This is a genomic window from Odoribacter sp. Z80 (genome assembly GCF_009935865.1).
Classification (GTDB): Bacteria; Bacteroidota; Bacteroidia; order Bacteroidales; family Marinifilaceae; genus Odoribacter.
Genome location: NZ_QWEL01000004.1, coordinates 32,832 through 47,707, shown reverse-complemented (window position 1 = coordinate 47,707; position 14,876 = coordinate 32,832). Strand labels below are relative to the sequence as shown.

Annotated in this window: 12 protein-coding genes, 2 tRNA genes and 1 pseudogene; 14 read left to right on the top strand and 1 reads right to left on the bottom strand. The window is 42.8% G+C overall.

The features are described 5' to 3' along the window. Nucleotide 1: 1 nt before the first annotated feature. From lptB to D1136_RS05195, 3 genes and pseudogenes are all read left to right on the top strand, one after another. The gene (lptB, locus tag D1136_RS05205; RefSeq protein WP_161876575.1) at nucleotides 2–733 is read left to right on the top strand and encodes an LPS export ABC transporter ATP-binding protein; all 732 of its coding nucleotides are present in this window, start codon (nucleotides 2–4) and stop codon (nucleotides 731–733) included. A gap of 101 nt (nucleotides 734–834) precedes the next feature. Then, nucleotides 835–908, top strand: a tRNA-Pro gene (locus D1136_RS05200). Between the two features lie 104 nt (nucleotides 909–1,012). Further along, nucleotides 1,013–1,197 (top strand): annotated as a pseudogene (locus D1136_RS05195) (Arm DNA-binding domain-containing protein); the annotation flags it as partial. Between the two features lie 135 nt (nucleotides 1,198–1,332). On the opposite strand, the gene D1136_RS05190 reads toward D1136_RS05195, so the two are convergent. Then, nucleotides 1,333–1,405: transfer RNA gene (locus D1136_RS05190), tRNA-Gly, on the bottom strand. Between the two features lie 341 nt (nucleotides 1,406–1,746). Here D1136_RS05190 and D1136_RS05185 point away from each other — a divergent pair. The 11 genes from D1136_RS05185 (at nucleotide 1,747) to D1136_RS05135 (ending at nucleotide 14,852) form a co-directional block, all read left to right on the top strand. Then, the gene (locus D1136_RS05185) at nucleotides 1,747–2,946 is read left to right on the top strand and encodes an MFS transporter (protein WP_161876574.1); all 1,200 of its coding nucleotides are present in this window, start codon (nucleotides 1,747–1,749) and stop codon (nucleotides 2,944–2,946) included. Between the two features lie 118 nt (nucleotides 2,947–3,064). Beyond that, nucleotides 3,065–4,078: an AI-2E family transporter gene (locus tag D1136_RS05180; protein WP_161876573.1), complete on the top strand. Its 1,014-nt coding sequence runs from the start codon at nucleotides 3,065–3,067 to the stop codon at nucleotides 4,076–4,078. 205 nt (nucleotides 4,079–4,283) lie between these two features. Then, nucleotides 4,284–5,234: a signal recognition particle-docking protein FtsY gene (ftsY, locus tag D1136_RS05175; protein ID WP_161876572.1), complete on the top strand. Its 951-nt coding sequence runs from the start codon at nucleotides 4,284–4,286 to the stop codon at nucleotides 5,232–5,234. Nucleotides 5,235–5,297: 63 nt separating this feature from the next. After that, nucleotides 5,298–5,771: a low molecular weight protein-tyrosine-phosphatase gene (locus D1136_RS05170; RefSeq protein WP_161876571.1), complete on the top strand. Its 474-nt coding sequence runs from the start codon at nucleotides 5,298–5,300 to the stop codon at nucleotides 5,769–5,771. Between the two features lie 143 nt (nucleotides 5,772–5,914). Further along, a complete protein-coding gene (locus tag D1136_RS05165; protein ID WP_161876570.1) occupies nucleotides 5,915–6,703 on the top strand; it encodes a DUF4493 domain-containing protein in 789 nt (262 codons plus the stop codon). Nucleotides 6,704–6,724: 21 nt separating this feature from the next. Further along, nucleotides 6,725–8,023 carry a DUF4493 domain-containing protein gene (locus tag D1136_RS05160; protein ID WP_161876569.1) on the top strand — a complete coding sequence of 433 codons (1,299 nt, stop codon included), beginning with the start codon at nucleotides 6,725–6,727 and terminating at the stop codon, nucleotides 8,021–8,023. 14 nt (nucleotides 8,024–8,037) lie between these two features. Beyond that, the gene (locus D1136_RS05155; protein WP_161876568.1) at nucleotides 8,038–9,711 is read left to right on the top strand and encodes a DUF4493 domain-containing protein; all 1,674 of its coding nucleotides are present in this window, start codon (nucleotides 8,038–8,040) and stop codon (nucleotides 9,709–9,711) included. Next, nucleotides 9,712–10,440, top strand: coding sequence for a hypothetical protein (locus tag D1136_RS05150; protein ID WP_161876567.1), 729 nt, complete (start codon nucleotides 9,712–9,714; stop codon nucleotides 10,438–10,440). A gap of 5 nt (nucleotides 10,441–10,445) precedes the next feature. After that, nucleotides 10,446–12,050 carry a PCMD domain-containing protein gene (locus D1136_RS05145; RefSeq protein WP_161876566.1) on the top strand — a complete coding sequence of 535 codons (1,605 nt, stop codon included), beginning with the start codon at nucleotides 10,446–10,448 and terminating at the stop codon, nucleotides 12,048–12,050. A gap of 2 nt (nucleotides 12,051–12,052) precedes the next feature. Next, complete coding sequence (locus D1136_RS05140; RefSeq protein WP_161876565.1) at nucleotides 12,053–14,185, top strand: DUF4493 domain-containing protein; 2,133 nt, start codon at nucleotides 12,053–12,055, stop codon at nucleotides 14,183–14,185. Between the two features lie 7 nt (nucleotides 14,186–14,192). Continuing rightward, nucleotides 14,193–14,852 carry a DUF4493 domain-containing protein gene (locus D1136_RS05135; RefSeq protein ID WP_161876564.1) on the top strand — a complete coding sequence of 220 codons (660 nt, stop codon included), beginning with the start codon at nucleotides 14,193–14,195 and terminating at the stop codon, nucleotides 14,850–14,852. The last annotated feature ends 24 nt before the right edge of the window (nucleotides 14,853–14,876 follow it).

Genomic DNA, 14,876 nt, shown 5'->3' with positions numbered 1-14,876 from the left:
CATGATATTAAGGGCAGAACATTTGGTGAAAAAATACAAAAGCCGGACAGTCGTAAAAGATGTGTCGGTACAAGTGGAGCAAGGGGAGATTGTCGGGTTGCTGGGACCTAACGGAGCTGGTAAGACCACTTCTTTTTATATGATTGTCGGGCTGATAAAACCGAATGGGGGACGGATTTTTCTGGATGAACAGGAGTTGACTACGGAGCCTGTGTATAAGAGGGCACAAGCCGGTGTCGGCTATTTAGCCCAGGAAGCTTCTGTTTTCCGCCGTTTAAGTGTAGAGGATAATATCCGGGCTGTACTGGAAATGACGGATATGTCTAAAGAAGAACAGAAAGTCCGGCTGGAAGAGATGTTGGATGAGTTTGGGTTGCAGCATATCCGGAAAAGCCTGGGAATTCAGTTGTCCGGTGGGGAACGTCGACGTACGGAGATTGCCCGGGCATTGTCTATCCGTCCGAAGTTTATCTTACTGGATGAGCCTTTTGCCGGTGTTGACCCTATTGCTGTGGAAGATATTCAAAGCATTGTTCAGAAATTGAAAGATAAAAATATCGGAATTCTGATCACCGACCATAATGTACAGGAAACGCTTTCTATTACCGACAGGGCTTATTTATTATATGACGGAAAAATTCTTCAGGCTGGTACTGCCGAGCATTTGGCGGCAGACCCAGAGGTAAGAAGAGTATATTTGGGAAAGAATTTTGAGTTAAGGAAGAAAAAATAGATGTGCCGTATAATTCCGGACGGATGTAAAAAATACGAAATAAAAAGGGAAAAATTGGTGTATTTGAAATCTATTATTACCTTTGCATGCGAATCGGAAAACGGGGCGTAGCGCAGTCCGGTAGCGCATCTGCTTTGGGAGCAGAGGGTCGCAGGTTCGAATCCTGTCACCCCGACTGAACGAGAACCAGTTACGAAAGTAGCTGGTTTTTTCTTTTCTGGGGTTTTACGTGGTTTTTACACCCAAAGGTAAACCGAGAGGTAAACCGGAAAACCAACAATGAATGCCTGTATTTCAGTAGTTTGCTACAAATCAAAGACACTTTCCAATGGTGAACACCCTCTAATGTTACGGGTTGCTAAAGACGGCAAAAAAAATATATCGGTTTAGTTATATCTATCCATCCTCAATTTTGGGACTTTGACAAGAATGAACCTAAGCTTAAATGCCTTGATCGTGACTTCCCGTAATTCGTTGTGTTTTGTTTGCAAACTGTTTGCAAAAAAGGTACATAAAAACGGGTAAATACGGAAGTGTTTTTCAAAAAATGTCATGAAACAAGGGGTTACTTTAATTTGTAACCCCTTGTTTTTCAGTTGAGCGATAAACGGGACTCGAACCCGCGACCTTCGGCTTGGGAAGCCAACGCTCTACCAACTGAGCTATTATCGCATTATTCTAACCCTAACTTTAAAAGCACGGCAAAGATAAGAAACATATTTTAATGGAGCAATAACCTGGGTTAAAATAAATCACAATATTTTTTGAAAATAAAACAGGCAGATTACAAAAACACCGGCGGAAACCAGCACAGAGAATCAGTTCAGGTGTAGCGGAAGAAAGAATTATGGGGTGAGTATAGAGAGTTTGTTAAATACCTGAAATTACAGGTCAGGAATAACCAAATAAAAAGGGTTCCGGAGGATAAACCGGGGATAATTTTTTTATTTTTGCCTCGTTGGTGAGCCAGGGTGTTGTAGATAGGGAAAAGAAAGGTTATAAAAAAGTGGCGTATGGTTAAAGATAAACTTTTTACTCCGGGGTTTTGTTATATACTTGCGGCAAATTTTCTTTTGTTTTTTGCCTTTTATTTGTTGCTTCCGGTATTGCCTTTTTATCTGAAAGAAGAATTTCAATCGGGTAAATCTATGATTGGTTTCATTCTTTCGTGTTATGCAGTGGCCTGTCTTTGTGTGCGGCCTTTTTCTGGGTATATGCTGGATACTTTTAGCCGGAAGCCTTTTTATTTGTTGTCTTATTTTATTTTCACGATCATTTTCGGCGGCTATATGCTCACGGGGGTAATGGCTGTTTTTCTCGGTCTGCGTATTGTACATGGGGCAGCTTTCGGGATGGTCTCCGTTGCGGGAAATACCCTTGTCATTGATATTATGCCGTCTTCCCGGCGGGGAGAGGGATTAGGATATTACGGACTGGCTAATAATATTGCTATGAGCTTTGGGCCGATGACCGGGTTGTTCATGCATACGGTTTATTCTTATGAAACGATTTTTACCTGTTCTTTGCTTTCGGGAAGCCTGGGTATGCTGATGGCTTCTTTGGTGAAGACTCCCCGGAAACCGCCGGTAAAGCGGGAACCCCTGTCCTGGGATCGTTTTTTATTACTCAAAGGGATTCCGGCAGGTATATCATTGCTTTTGCTTTCTATTCCTTACGGAATGACCACCAGTTATGTAGCAATGTATGCCGATGAAATCGGCATTCAGGTGAGCTCCGGTTTGTATTTTACTTTTATGGCAATTGGGTTGGCCGTTTCCCGGATTTTTTCGGGCCGGCAGGTGGATAAAGGGCGTACAACCCAGGTCATTGTCTGGGGTATGTATCTGGCTTGTGCCAGTTTTTTGGCATTGGCTTTATGCCGGGAAATGATGTTTTGGAACCCTGGTGTAACGTCGGTAATTTTTCTGGGGATTGCTTTGTTGCAGGGGATTGCTTTCGGTACGATGTTTCCTGCTTTTAATACTCTTTTTGTTAATTTGGCCCCTAACCATCAAAGGGGAACGGCAACGTCTACCTATCTGACGAGTTGGGATGCCGGTATAGGTATTGGGCTGATGGCAGGTGGTGCCATTGCCCAGGCATTCGGTGGTTTTAATTATGCTTATTTTCTGGGGGCGGGACTGACTGTCCTTTCTGTTTTGTATTTTCTTTTAAAAGCCGGACCTTATTTCAATGCGAATAAATTAAGGTAAACCGTATCTTTTTTTACTGTTTTATCGTTAACCGATTGCGGGTTGAGAAATTTGACCGGAGCATTCTGTCTCTGTCAGAATGGAACTCCGGGAAAATGAAAAATTGAAAGCAGGAAAAATGAGTGTAAGGGAACAATATTGGAAATATTCTTTGATTGCCATTATTTTATTATTGGGGGTTATTATTTTTTTTAAGATAACTCCTTTCCTGGGTGGTTTTCTGGGGGCTTCCACTCTTTATATTCTGTTAAGGGGTCAAGCGTTTTATCTGACGGAGCAGTGGCATTGGAGAAAATGGATTATGGCTGTTGTTCTGCTTTTGGAATCCTTGTTTTTTTGTTTGATCCCCCTGGCCTTAGTGGTTTGGTTGTTGATTAGCAAATTAAAAGCCGTAGATCTTGAACCTCAGAGTTTAATGGTTCCCGTGCAACATGTGGTCGATTTAATTCATGAGAAGACTGGTTATGATGTTATGAGCCGGGGAAATATGAGCAGTTTGGTGGGTTTTTTGCCAAAATTCGGTCAGGCTCTTGTCGGAAGTATCGGTAGTTTTGCCGTGAATATTCTGGTGCTTTTGCTGGTACTCTATTTTATGCTGATTGGCGGGCGCAGGATGGAAAAATACATCAGGGAGATTTTACCTTTCAACCGGAGAAATAAAAAAGATGTCCTGCATGAGTTTCATATGGTTGTCCGCTCGAATGCGATAGGGGTTCCTGTGTTGGCGATCATACAGGGAGCTGCCGCTTCCTTAGGATATTATCTTTTCAACGTTCCGGAGGTCTTGTTGTGGGGTGTTATTTCTTGTTTTGCCACTGTTATTCCGGTAATCGGAGTAGGTATTGTCTGGCTTCCTTTGGTGCTTTATCTGGGTGCTACCGGTCATTGGGGTATGGGGCTTGGGTTGGCTGCCTACTGTTTGGTTGTGGTGGGGAATATTGATAATCTGGTGCGTTCTGTCTTACAGAAAAAAATGGCGGATACCCATCCTTTGATTACGATTTTCGGTGTTATCATCGGATTATCTCTTTTTGGTTTTATGGGGGTGATTTTCGGTCCTCTTTTATTGGCCATCTTTGTCCTTTGTGTTGAAATTTTCCGGGAAGAATATTTAGAAAATTCCGCTTCTTAACAGATGAAAATCTGATGTTCCGGATCTAATTCCGGTGGGCCAGATGTCGGAATGGACCGGATCTCCGCAAATACTCAGGTCGTATTTTGTGGGGTATGGGAGAAAAAAAAGGCTTTGTCTTTGTTTGTGAAGTTTTCTTTTTCTTGAGGTTGGTGTTAAAATTATTTGTATTTTAGCGCATTGAAATTTCATTTAATTATTTAAAATGGCATTATTCGGATTATTCGGAAAGGCAAAGAAAGAGAACCTGAATAAAGGTTTGGAAAAGACGAAGGAAAGTGTGTTCAAAAAGCTGGCCAGGGTGGTAGTGGGGAAATCAAAGGTAGATGAAGAGGTGCTGGATAATCTGGAAGAAGTGCTTATTTCTTCGGACGTGGGGGTGGAAACAACGATTCGTATTATTGAACGCATTGAGGACAGGGTGCAGAGGGACAAATATATGGGGATTGAGGAGTTGAATAGGGTATTGAAGGAAGAGATTGTGGCTTTGCTGAAAGAGAATACGGTAAATGATACAGATTCTTTTGAGCTGCTTGACAGAAAGCGTCCGTATGTGATTATGGTGGTCGGAGTAAATGGTGTTGGGAAGACCACTACGATTGGTAAATTGGCCTATAAATTTAAGGAGGCCGGGAAGAAAGTCGTTTTAGGGGCTGCTGATACCTTTCGTGCTGCTGCTGTGGAACAGTTGGTCGTTTGGGCTGAACGGGTGGGGGTGCCTATTGTGAAACAGGCCATGGGTGCAGACCCTGCTTCTGTGGCCTATGATACCCTGAGTAAGGCCAAAAGCGAGGGTGCAGATGTGGTGATTATTGATACGGCCGGGCGTTTGCATAATAAAGTGAATTTGATGAATGAGCTTACTAAGATAAAAAATGTCATGAAGAAAGTTTTGCCGGATGTGCCTGATGAAGTGTTGCTGGTGTTGGATGGTTCTACCGGTCAGAATGCATACGAACAGGCGAAGCAGTTTACTTTAGCAACCGAGGTTAATGCATTGGCCATAACTAAGTTGGACGGTACGGCAAAGGGAGGGGTGGTTATTGGTATTTCGGACCAGTTTAAGATACCGGTGAAATACATCGGTATTGGTGAGAAAATGGAAGATTTACAGGTGTTCGACAGAGAGGAGTTTGTTGATTCTTTGTTTAGCTAAGATGGGAACAGGATGCCGTCGGGGAAGGTTGTGCGGGCATATTAGAAATCTTGTTTTTGAAAGATGAAGAAAATTTTATTTGTGTGTTTGGGAAATATTTGTCGTTCCCCAGGAGCTGAAGCAATTATGAAAGCCCGGGTGAGGAGTGCGGGAGAGGAAAAAGAGTTTTTGATTGATTCTGCAGGTTTGTACGGTGGGCATGCCGGTGCCTTGCCTGATGAGCGGATGCGCCGTGCTGCGGGGAAAAGAGGGTATCAGTTGGATAGTCGTGCGAGGGCGTTTTATCCTTCGGCCGATTTTGTTGATTTCGATATGATTATTGGGATGGATGATGAAAATATAAGAATGTTGAACCGCTTGGCTCAGGATGAAACGGAAAGGAGTAAGATTTTTAGAATGACGGATTTTTGTCGGAAAAATACTTCTTTTTCCTCTGTTCCGGATCCTTATTACGAAGGGCCGGCAGGTTTTGAACTTGTATTGGATTTGTTGGAAGATGCTGTGGAGGGAGTGTGGCACTATTGTCATAGTGTTTAATGTTTGTTGTTATTGTTTTGTATATTTTAAGATTTTGATGACTATTTGGCATAATTTTTGTTCATTTATTTTTAATCTATATATAAGAGATTGTATTTAAGCTAAATATCCGTAAAACGGGGATTTATATTAATTTAAAATTTATGAGAAGATTATTTGTATGGGCTGCAGGGGTTTTATTATTGGCAGCTTGTCATTCGGAAGAAGGAAACCGGGGAACGGAAAAAGCCAGGATGAGCCTGAGTCTTTATGCCGATCCTTCTTTTACAAAGACGAAAACTGTTGATGCTTCGGAATATTCGGATGTGAATAATTATATGGTGGAACTTTCTAAAGGAGGAACGGTTTTAGAGTCTGTCAGATACGGAGAGATGGAGCTGACTCAAGAATTGGAACCGGGAGAATACTTTATCCGGGCATATTACGGGGAGAATGTTGCTGTGGGGTATGATAAACTCTATGTAGAGGGGTCGCAGCATTTTACTTTGGTAAAAGGAGACAACCGTCAGGTGAAGTTTACTTGTGTACCTGCCAATGCTAAGGTAAATATACGGTTTGAAGAGCTTTTTTTTGAGTTTTATTCTGATTGTAAGGTTCTGTTTAGTACCCGCTATCTGCCGTCTGCCTTTGTTATGACAAAAGAGGATGCGGATAAGGATGCTTTTTTCCGTGTCGGAGAGAATGAAGAAATGACTTTAGCTTTTGAATTGAAAGATTTGCAGGGAGTATCGGTAAATCCTTCCGGTTTTGGTAGTCAGAAGATAACTCTTCAGCCCCGGGATTTTTTAACGATTACTATTAAACCTAAATTGATAGATGTAGAGGGTGGTAAAATTGACGGTATTACAGTAACAGTGGATGATGGGGTGATTTTTCAGGATATTCCGGTTCAGATTCCGGACGAGTTTTTACCCGGGAGAGAGATAGAATAGGAAATTAATCAGAAAAGAGTTATGAAAAGGAATAATTATATTGTATCGGGTTTGCTGTTTTTGGGTCTATTGTCTTGTGAAATGCGGGATGAGTTGAAAAAATTACCGTCCCGGGAAGAACAGGACACAGGATGGTTTACATTAGACATGACCTCTAATAGCCAGAACATGGTAACGAAAGCTGTTTTCGATTCGAATGATGTGAATCCGCAATTGTATCCGGTTGAAATCATCAATACCGTTACGGGAGTTACGGTATGTCATTTCGACAGTTATGCGGATTTATTGAGCCAGGGGCAGGTGAAGCTGATTTCCGGAAGATATAAGGTTGTGGCGTATAATTATGACGGAAGTGAGGTTCATGCATCTGAACGGCCGTGGTTTAAAGGAGAAACGGAGTTTGAAATTCTGGCGGGAAAGACAACTCAGGTAAATACTGTCTGTAAGTTACAGAGTGTTGCTGTGACGGTAGCATTTACCAATGAATTTAAACAACAGTTCCGGGATGATTATGCCATCACTGTCACTAATGGTGATAAAGGTGTAAAAGTGTACGGAAAGCAACATGTGGGAAAAACGTTTTATTTTAAAGTTCCTGACCAGAAGAATTGTGTTCAATTGACTGTAAAAGCAACGACAGTGGCAAATGCTCAGATTGCACAGAATTATACGGTGACTAAACCGGCAGATGCGGAGGGAAATAACCATTTGATTTCCGGTGATGAGTTTACCGTAAAAATTGATGCCGGGAATGAACCTTCGGTTGATCCGGCTACTCAGGCCCAACTGGATATTACTGTGGACCTGACCATGCATGAAAAGGGCATAACGATAGAGATTCCTACGGAAAATATAATATTTAACGGAGGCAGTTCTTCTACTCCGGAGCCGGAAGAACCTGAACAGGGAATTACTGTGACAGGTTTACCGGAAACTTATAATTTGCCTTTAGAGGAGGGACAAACGGTACAGGTAAATATTTCTGCTCCGAAAGGGATAGCTAAACTTTTGGTAAAGATTCAGTCTGATAACGAAGGCTTTTCCTCAACATTGGCCGGTTTTGGCCTGGGCGGGGAGTTTGATCTGGCCAATCCGGGAGAATTAGCACCTATTTTAAGTAATTCTTTGGAAAGCGGCGAGGGAATAGGTTTGATTGATGCCAATGAACCGATTCTGGGTAAAACCTCTTATTTGTTTGATGTTACCGAGTTTATGTCTTTACTTTCTTTGTATGGTACAAGTCATAATACTTTTACGATAACGATAGAGGATGGCAGTAGTGAGCCTGTGACCGGTGTTTTGACCGTCGTTGTACCTTAATTCAGATCAGGCCAATGAAAAGATATTATTTCGTTTTTTTCTTGATGATTTACTTTTGTTCTTGTCAAGATGCGTCGGAGGACGGTTTCGGTTATTTGCAGTTGTCCTCGGTGGAGTTGAATAAAGCTGTGATTCCGAATACAAAAGCTGTTGGAGGGGAGGCTGTGGAAAAAATAGCTTTGGATTTAATGAGGGGGGAGACGGTTGTGAAGCATGTGGACGATTGGACGCTACTGAAAGGAGAAAGTCTTTTGTTGCCCACAGGTTCTTATGTTGTAAAAGCTTATTCGGCTGATAAGAACAGGATGTCGGCAGGGTTTGAAGGTTTTGCCTATTATGCCGGTCAGGCAGAAGTTGTCGTAGAGAAAAATGTGGCCAAATCGGTGGAAATTGTTTGTAAATTGGTGCAGTGTATGGTTTCGGTGCATTATTCCGAGTCTTTCAAACGGAATTTTAAAACTTATTCCTGTGAAGTGGAAAACCATTATGGTACGGTGGACTTTATTCAGGATGAGAATCGGGCGGCTTATTTCCCGGTGGCTGATTTAACCGCGACTTTGAGCCTTACTAATACTGACAATGAGTCGTTTACTTTGCAGAAAATGATTACGGATGTGAAGGCACAGTACCATTATATGATAAAATATGATGTGACTGCCGGAGGGACGGGAGATTTTAATATCACGGTTGACCAGTCTACACACAATTATATTGTTACGATTGTAGTGCCTGTAACTTCGGATGCGGTTCCGAACTTGCATACTGGTGAAGCAAATCCTTGGGGACAGTTTGCTTATTTGTACGGGACTTCCGATGCGGGGGATGAAAGTGAACCGATAGTTTTCCAGTATAAAAAAACAGAGGAAACGGTATGGCAAACGGTGAATGCAGCTTTGGGAGATGACGGGGTATATTTTGCTAAGACGGGACAATTGGAATTTGGTACGGATTATCACTACCGGCTTGCCTGTGGTGTAAGCGCCGGAACGACAAATATGTTTACTACTGAAAACTATGAAGAAGTACCCAACCTGAATTTTGATACGTGGGTGAAAAGCGGGAAAAATTGGTTTGCAAATTCCGATGCCAGCGATTCTTATTGGGCAAGCGGGAATACCGGGGTGACCTCATTTCTTGCCGGTAGCAAAGACCCGATTACGGTATGTGTGGAAGGGAGTGAGGCTTACAGAGGAAAAGCTGCCAGATTGTCAACCATCACAGGGGTTACTTTGGTAAAGTCAGCAGCGGGTAATTTATTTATCGGTTCCTACAAGACGAATATGAGCAATCCTTCCGCCAGTGTTTCTTTCGGGCGTCCGTATACGGGTGCGCGTCCTGTGAAGCTGTCCGGTTATTATAAATATGTACCGTGTCCGACTAATGAAGGTTCGAAGCCCAGTGCCGAGGAATTGCCTGTAGATGAATGTAATATCTATATCCGGTTATGGGATGCTTCCGGTAAGGAAATCGGATTCGGAGAATTTGTCGGTAAGGAAGAAGTAACCACTTATACTCGGTTTGATATTGAGGTTGTTTATACGGATGAAAAGGCCAAACCGGCTAAAATGACAATAGTAGCCACTTCGAGCCGTTATGGCGGTAATTTTGAAGGTTCGTCGGTTGTTGGGCGTGTGGGAGCCGGTAGTACATTGTGGGTAGATGAATTTGAATTGTCATATTATAAATAAATGAAGAGATATTTACTTGCTGTTACGTTCTTTATTTGCTTTTTGACGGTTCAGGCACAATTGAAGTTTGACCGTGAAATTAAGACAGGCCTTTTTGTCCCCAAAGGAGCTTGGCTTGTCGGGACTACTCTTTCTTATACCGAGATGAGGGGTTCTGATTTTAAATTTTTTGTATTAAAGGATTTGAACGGTGAAGGATATACGTTTAAAATCAGTCCGTTTTGCGGTTATTTTTTTACGGATAATATGGCAGCAGGGTTGAGGTTGGCTTATGCGCGTTCTTATGTTAATCTGGAAAATTTAGACCTGGACCTCGGGGATGATTTGAGTTTTAATGTGGCGGACCAGGATTTTCTGGAACATAGTTGTATTGTATCGGGTTTCCTGAGGACATACATGGGATTGGGAAATAGCAAAGTGTTCGGTTTTTTTAATGAGGCCCGTTTGTCTTATGGATACGGTCAGGGGAAAGACACTTCCGGCAAAGGAAATGATAAGACCGGTTCTTATCAGACGACCCACAATTTGCAAATAGGTATAGCACCCGGATTGGCTGCATTTGTCACCAATTTTTCAGCAGTAGAGGTGTCGGTAGGAGTGATGGGATTTGATTTTAAATGGGTTCAGCAGACCCGGAATCAGGTGGATAGCGGACATTATAATAAAAGTTCAGGAAACTTTAAGATTGATTTGTTTTCAATAAATATAGGGATGACATTTTATTTGTAAGAGAAATGGGAGTTCGGATATTATATGGTTGTATAGGTTTGTTGTTGTTGGCATCGTGTGTTAAGAATGATGTCCCTTATCCTTATATTCCCGGAAATATCATAGATATGGCGATAGAGGGCCAGATTGGGGAAGCAGAGATTGACGGGAGCGGATATAAGGTAAATATTACCGTTGGAGGAGAGGTGGATATTGATAGTCTGAAAATAATAAAGCTTAAGATTTCAGAGGAAGCGATGATGTTGCCTGATTCTGCGGCTTGTGTTAAGTTTGTGAAGTTTCCGCGCTGGAGTTTTGATTCTTTAGAGGCTTTGCCTTCTTCTGCAAATACCTTTATGCGTATGGGAAAGCCTGTTAAAATTTTGTTGCAGACTTACCAGGAATATTTGTGGACCATTACGGTGAAGCAAGTGATAAACCGGGTCATTAAGGTGGAAAATCAGGTGGGAGAGCCGATTATTGATGAATCTAACAAAACCGTGTTGATTTATGTTTCGGAGAACCAACCGTTGAATGACATCCGTATTGATTCGTTGGAATTGGGAGGGAGCAATGCAATTGTGCTTCCCGATCCTCAGTCGGTTTCTGATTTTTCCCGGCCGCAGAAGTTTATAGTATATCGTTTGGGAAAATATTTTGAGGGATGGATTGTGGATGTGGTGCAAACGGCTTTGATCGGAACACCGGGCGAAGCTGATGTATGGGCCAGGAGGGCGACTGTTATGGGAGGAATGAAGCAGGGAGTGGAGCCGGGTATAGAGTATAAAAAATCTGGGGAAGATACCTGGACTGTTTTGCCGGCTGATGCTATAACCAAAACGGGAAGTGCATCTTTTAAAGCTGAGTTGACAGGTTTGGAGGATGGAACTACTTATGTTTGGAGAATTGTTGCTGAAGGCCAAACGAGCGGGGAAGCAACTTTTACGACAGAAAAGATTCAGGTTGTGCCGAATCTGAATTTTGACACTTGGGCTCAGAGCGGAAAGAACTGGTATCCCAATCCGGTAGCTAATAATTATGATGATCCGCAGGCATTTTGGGCTACCGGTAATGAGGGAGTAACTTCCGGACTGGCAGGCGGTTTTGAGGCCAATACGGTTCCGACGGATGATGCGGTAAGTGGAAAAGCAGTCCGAATGGTGACTTTGGGAAAGGTGAATTTGGTGGGTACGGCTGCCGGAAATTTATTTGTGGGGACTTATAAGACAAATATGAGTAAACCTGCTGCCAGTGTGTCTTTCGGGCAGCCTTTTACAGGAGCCCGTCCGACGGGTATGAAAGGATGGTATAAATATAAATCCATGCCGATAGATTATGTTGGAATACCGGCTGATTTAAAAGATGATTTGTGCCATATCTATGTGAAAATATGGGATGCGGGGGATAATCTGATCGGTTATGGAGAGTTTGTTGACGATAAGACAGTGAATGAGTATACGGAGTTCAGTTTTGATATTGCATATAGTAATAAAAAAGCCAGACCGGCTAAAATGACGATTGTGGCCACTTCCAGCCGTTATGGCGGAGATTTTTCAGGTTCGAAAGTTTCCGGTTCAGTGGGTGTCGGCAGCGAATTGTATGTAGATGAGTTTGAATTATTATACGAGTAATCATGCGTATTATTAACTATATATTGTCAGGATTTCTTTTCTTGGGGGCTTTGGCTTGTCAGGAGGATAGACATGATGTGGAGGGAGGGGGAAGAATCCGTTTGAGCCTGACAGACCGGGTATTCACTAAGGCTTTGCCTGATGCTTTGACGCCAGAGCTGACGGGGCAGTTTTTGGTGGAAATGGTCAGGAAAGAGGACCATCGCATGGCGTTTCGTGGTTCTTGTACCGATTTTAATACTAAACCACAATTGTTTAAAGTGGGTGAGTATGCTATACAGGCATTTTACGGAGATAATCCTGTTTTGGCTATGGATGCGCCGTATTATGTTTCGGAAGAAAAGACGATTGTGCTGGAAAAAGGCAAGGAACAAGAGGTGACCTTACATTGTACTGTGGGGAATGCTTTGGCTTCTTTTGAATTTGTGAATGCCGACAAATTGGAGAAGGTGTTGAAGGAATACTATATTGAGGTGGCAGTTCACGGGGCAAGAGTGGAATGGCATCCCGGCAGTGCTGAAAATCCTTATTTCCGGGCTGATAGCAGTGTTGAATTTTATCTGAAAGGAATCTGGATGGAAAATAATTTGCCTTATGCACGGAAATTTGCCGGGATAGCATTGGCGGAAGCCGGTAAATTATACCGTTATCAGTTGAATTTCGATATTTCCAATATGACCGGGGCTATTCTGGATATACATGTGGATAGCGAAGTGAAGAATGTTACGGTGAATGAGACGTTGCCACCAGCCTGGTTGCCGAAACCGAAAATCACTGCAGAGGGCTTTGATGAGGAAAATCTTTTGGTTTATCCGGAAACGGCTGATGCTGCAACAGCTATTATTCGTTTTGCTGCTGTCCGTCCTGTACAGGATGTTGAATTGACCTTGAATTTTTCCGATCCGAAACTTTCTGTCTTGAACAAAACTTATGTTTTTTCTTCGTTGACAGATGAGGATAAGGAAGCTTTGCAGAAGGCTGCCATTGCTGTTTCGGTTTGGGATGGGGATGAGAAAAGCGGGAGTATTGACTTGACGAATCTGACATCCTCACTCTTGCTCCAGGATGGAGGAGTGGAAGTTAATAACCGGATAGGGCTCCGGGTGAAGGCGAATGAGCGCTGGAGTGATGAGGTCTGTTATACCATCAGGACGGTAAGACCGGAATTCAGTATAGGGGTGTTTCCGGGAAATATCTGGACTAAGGAATTTACTGCTAACGCGTTGGTTGCCGATAGTGTGAAGACGGGAAATTTCGGACGTTTTAAAGATATTGCATATGAGTTTAGTGAAGACGGAGAGAATTGGACGGCTTTCGCTGCTGATTTGAGAAAGGAGGGGCTGGCTCCGGGGACCACTTATTATGTGCGTCCGAAATACCGGGGACAGGTACCGGGAATAGCTACGGCAGTGAGGACTTATGAAGCATTGACTATTCCGAATAGTAGTTTGGATGACGGTTATGAAACCACTTATCCTAAAAGTAAAAATCCGTTGTATACCTTTAACGGAGGATGGATAGGCACCCGAAATCCTCTGACGTGTCATTCTGCCGGTGTAAATGCGCTTTATGTATCTAAATCCAGTACTATTCCGGTAACGGATAACGGGAGTACGGTTGCTCATATGATGACTATCGGTTGGGGAAGTGGAAATACCTGTAGTTTTGGAAATAAAAACGGGAGCAAGATTAACAATGTTTCGGCGGGCATGGTTTGTGTCGGGGATTATCAGCCGGAGCAGGATTCTGTTTATGCCAGAAGTGCTTATATCCGTCCGACTTCCTTGTCGTTTGTGTATAAGGCAGCTCCCTATGGGGATGACGAGTTTCTGGTTTCCGCCCAATTGGTGCATATTGCGGAGGGAGTGGAAACGCTGATAGGAAAAGCAGAAATGAAATCGGGGATTGCTCAGTCCGGTTATGTTTCTCAGAGGCTGAATCTGGTTTATCGTAGTGAATGTGAACGGTTGCCTATCACTCATCTCCGGATTATTTTTAAAGCCGGGACAAAAGAAGATAAAGACCATCTGGAGGATAAATTTATAAAAGAAGGCAGCGGTACCTTTTATTCTAACTATTATATAAGAGGTTCTCAGTTGTGGCTGGATTCTTTTACATTGAATTATGAAAAATAGTTTGCTGATGATAAAGATTTATATATTTCTTTTTCTGTTAGCCGGTCTGTCGGCCTGTTCCCGGCCGGAAGGAGAAAGTATCGGTTACGGTTATCTGGATTTGGAGGAAATTGTTTTTACGGTAGACGGTGAAGTAATTCCGTTGACTCGTGCTGTAGATGCGGGTTTACAGGTGCAGATTTATCAGAATGGTGGTCTGGTAGAAGGACACGATTATGCACCGGGGACTGATTTTTCTAAACGGATTGTATTGCCGGTGGGAGAAAATTACAGGGTAAAAGCTTTTACGCCTGACCAGACGGAAGCGACGACCGGGGAAGCGGGACATCCTGTTTATGAAGTGGAAAGTGAAATCTTTAGGGTGTCAGAAGGGGATATTACTGCGATTTCTTTGGTGGCACCTCAGTTGAATGTGGGGGTAGATGTCAGTTTTGACGAGTCGTTTACGGCTGTTTTTACGGATATATCTGTGACAATTGTTTCAGAGAGCACTCGCTCCGTTACTATTGTTCCGGGAGATGAAGGTTTTTTCCGGTATTTTCATTTGCCGGTTTGCGGGGAGTTGACATATACGGTGAAATGTACCAATGCTGACGGAGAAAGTATGGAGGAAACCAAAACTTTGTCTGTCGGTGCTGAAAATTATACGATACGGATTTCAATATAATGCTTATCTTTGCCTGAAAGGCAA

Coding starts and splice junctions, on each gene's coding strand:
- lptB (WP_161876575.1), top strand. CDS start 2: ATGATATTAAGGGCAGAACATTTGGTGAAAAAATACAAAAGCCGGACA.
- D1136_RS05185 (WP_161876574.1), top strand. CDS start 1,747: ATGGTTAAAGATAAACTTTTTACTCCGGGGTTTTGTTATATACTTGCG.
- D1136_RS05180 (WP_161876573.1), top strand. CDS start 3,065: ATGAGTGTAAGGGAACAATATTGGAAATATTCTTTGATTGCCATTATT.
- ftsY (WP_161876572.1), top strand. CDS start 4,284: ATGGCATTATTCGGATTATTCGGAAAGGCAAAGAAAGAGAACCTGAAT.
- D1136_RS05170 (WP_161876571.1), top strand. CDS start 5,298: ATGAAGAAAATTTTATTTGTGTGTTTGGGAAATATTTGTCGTTCCCCA.
- D1136_RS05165 (WP_161876570.1), top strand. CDS start 5,915: ATGAGAAGATTATTTGTATGGGCTGCAGGGGTTTTATTATTGGCAGCT.
- D1136_RS05160 (WP_161876569.1), top strand. CDS start 6,725: ATGAAAAGGAATAATTATATTGTATCGGGTTTGCTGTTTTTGGGTCTA.
- D1136_RS05155 (WP_161876568.1), top strand. CDS start 8,038: ATGAAAAGATATTATTTCGTTTTTTTCTTGATGATTTACTTTTGTTCT.
- D1136_RS05150 (WP_161876567.1), top strand. CDS start 9,712: ATGAAGAGATATTTACTTGCTGTTACGTTCTTTATTTGCTTTTTGACG.
- D1136_RS05145 (WP_161876566.1), top strand. CDS start 10,446: ATGGGAGTTCGGATATTATATGGTTGTATAGGTTTGTTGTTGTTGGCA.
- D1136_RS05140 (WP_161876565.1), top strand. CDS start 12,053: ATGCGTATTATTAACTATATATTGTCAGGATTTCTTTTCTTGGGGGCT.
- D1136_RS05135 (WP_161876564.1), top strand. CDS start 14,193: ATGATAAAGATTTATATATTTCTTTTTCTGTTAGCCGGTCTGTCGGCC.